At 60.1% G+C, this 2,717-nt stretch carries 2 protein-coding genes; one reads left to right on the forward strand and one right to left on the reverse strand.

Annotated features, from left to right (window positions below; all coding sequences use genetic code 11):
- Positions 1-257: 257 nt before the first annotated feature.
- Positions 258-2,129 (reverse strand): pyruvate kinase, encoded by a 1,872-nt coding sequence (pyk, locus tag NW858_RS10795; protein ID WP_414336145.1) that lies wholly within the window; start codon positions 2,127-2,129, stop codon positions 258-260.
- Between the two features lie 169 nt (positions 2,130-2,298).
- Here pyk and NW858_RS10800 point away from each other — a divergent pair, with 169 nt between their 5' ends.
- Positions 2,299-2,541, forward strand: coding sequence for a hypothetical protein (locus NW858_RS10800; RefSeq protein WP_414336143.1), 243 nt, complete (start codon positions 2,299-2,301; stop codon positions 2,539-2,541).
- Positions 2,542-2,717 lie beyond the last annotated feature (176 nt).

Consider the following 2,717-nt stretch of genomic DNA (forward strand, 5'->3'; position numbering starts at 1 on the left):
CCCAGCCCCTCTCCCTGAGGGATCCCCTCACCCCCGGCCCCTCTCCCTGAGGGATCCCCTCACCCCCAGCCCCTCTCCCTGAGGGAGAGGGGAGTTAGGGATAGCGATCGGCGCTGTTGGTGTGAAGGCGCCGGCGTTGCGTAGCAATAACGATGTAGAGAAACGTTTCGTTGCTATGGCGTAGCCTGCTTTTGAGAACCGCCACGAGGGATCCCGACGCTCACTTTTGGGTAGAGCGCGGGACTGATGGCTCTCCCTCAAAAGCCCAGGCCATCTGCTCCCGAAGTCACGATGCCTTTTTCTGCGTCCAGAGTGACGATGGATCCATCCCGGATGAGGCGTGTGGCATCCTTGACCCCCACCAGCACCGGCACCCCCAGCCGCAGGCCGATGACCGCCGCATGGGAGGAAGCTCCCTCTTCTTCGGTGATCACTCCGGCTGCCTGTTTGATGGCCTCCACATAGTTGGCGTCGGTAGACTGCGCAACCAAGATGTCGCCGGCGGTGATTTTGCCGGCATCGAGGCTGGATCTCAAGATGCGGGCCGGGCCGCTGACGGTGCCTTTGCCAAACCCTTTGCCCTGGGCCACCACCGCTTTCACCACATCGACCTTGATCAGATCGGTGGATCCCGCAACACCGGGCAGGGTTCCTGCGCTGAGCACCACCAAGTCGCCATCTTTGAGCAAGCCATCTTCCTGGGCCAAGCTAATGGCCGCTTGAAAGGTCTGGCGGGTTGTGGCCAAATCCATCACCAACAGCGGATGTACCCCCCAAACCAACTGCAGCCGCCGTGCTACTTCCACGTGGGGAGTTACGGCCAGGATGGGAGTGCGCGGGCGAAACTTGGAGACATTGCGAGCAGTGGCCCCCGTTTTGGTCAGGGTCATCACGGCTACGGCATCCAGCTCCTGGGCGATCTCCCCCACGGCGCGGCTGATCGAGTCGGTGATCAGGGTTTTGGGCCGCGTTCCAGCAGGACTGGCGCCATTGCTGTTGCCGTTGTTTTGGCTCAGCTCCTGCAGGGCAAGGGCGCGAATGCGTTGCCGTCGGTCGGCGTAGGTCAAGTCAAAGTAATCTCGCTCGGTGCGCACGGCAATGCGGGCCATGGTTGCTACTGCCTCGACGGGGTATTTGCCCACCGCCGTCTCGTTGGAGAGCATGACGGCATCGGTACCATCCAAGATGGCGTTGGCCACATCGGAGATCTCGGCACGGGTAGGTCGGGGGCTGTGAACCATGCTGTCCAGCATTTGGGTGGCAGTGATCACCGGGATCCCCAGAGAGTTGGCCAGGGCGATCACCCGCTTCTGTAGGATCGGCACCTCTTCCGCGGGCAGTTCCACCCCCAGATCGCCCCGCGCCACCATCACACCGTCGCTGAGAGCCAAAATCTGGGGCAGTTGCTGGATGGCCTCATGTTTCTCGATCTTGACGATGATGGGTACCCGCTTGTCGGCTGAGCCCGCAGAAGGCCTCTTGGCCGAGGCGATGAGCTCGCGCAACTCCAGCACGTCAGAGGGATCCCGCACAAAACTGAGGGCCACCCAATCCACGCCTTGGTTGAGGCCGAAGTAGAGATCTTCTTTGTCCTTTTGGGTCACGGCGCGGATGCTCAGGCGCACGCCGGGAAAGTTGACCCCTTTGCTGTTGGAGAGAGTCCCCCCGACAATGGTGCGGCAGAAGAGTTCTCCCGCCGCAGGATCCACGGCTTCCACCCGCATCTCCACTCGACCGTCATCGATGAGGATCGTCGCTCCTTCGGGCACTTCTTGGGCCAGCTTGTCGTAGGTGACCCAACTGCGCTCTTGGGATCCCAAGACAGGCTTGCTGGTCAACACAAAGGGATCCCCGGCTTTGAGGGTGATGGAGCCTTCGGCGAACTTGCCCAAGCGGATTTTCGGCCCCTGCAGGTCTTGCAAAATGGCGACCTGGATGCCCAGATCCATCGCGGTTTGGCGGATGAGGCGAATGCTGCGGCGGTGTAGCTCGTGATCCCCATGGGAAAAGTTGAGGCGAAGGGTGGTTGCCCCTTGCAGGATCATCTCTCTGAGAATGGCCGGATTTGAGCTGGCAGGGCCGATGGTGGCGACAATTTTGGTGCGTCGAAAAGAATCGCTCAAATGCATAGCAATCTTTCCAAGGGAGAGCAGCCCGGATCCTTTCCCCACACAGGGATCTGTCTGATACGATAACCCGTTCTGTCTTTTTTGAGGCCCCGCTTTTTTGAAGTTCCCGACGAGAGAGGATGGGAAAATAGGCAAAGCACAGTGTAGAGACCCGATCTGGAGTCGAGCGATGCCGGTTGCCCCTGAATATGCTTTCCCCTTCGAGCACCATCAGAAGTTCTCTCTGGATAACCCCACCATCTCTAGCCCAGGGGTTTCTAAGCGCGAATACATAGCCAGCAAGGTGTTACAGGGTATCCTGAGCAATCCCCAGACCCCCGTTGGCGATTTGTCTCCTGAGCAACGGCAAGCCTTGGCCTATACGGCGGTGTTGTTGGCGGATGACTTGTTGGCGGCTCTCGGCGCTCAGTAGAGGGGTTCTTAAGATTGCAGCGGGGTTATCCTCTCTGGTTGAGGTTTAGGCCGCAGGGGGGGTCACAGATGCTGCTACATACAAGGATCCCTGCTTGAGCCCATCCATGAACCCCCTCACCCCCAGCCCCTCTCCCTGAGGGATCCCCTCACCCCCAGCCCCTCTCCCTGAGGGAG

This window comes from Synechococcus sp. H55.10 (genome assembly GCF_047502715.1).
GTDB lineage: Bacteria > Cyanobacteriota > Cyanobacteriia > Thermostichales > Thermostichaceae > Thermostichus.

Coding starts and splice junctions, on each gene's coding strand:
- pyk (WP_414336145.1), bottom strand. CDS start 2,129: ATGCATTTGAGCGATTCTTTTCGACGCACCAAAATTGTCGCCACCATC.
- NW858_RS10800 (WP_414336143.1), top strand. CDS start 2,299: ATGCCGGTTGCCCCTGAATATGCTTTCCCCTTCGAGCACCATCAGAAG.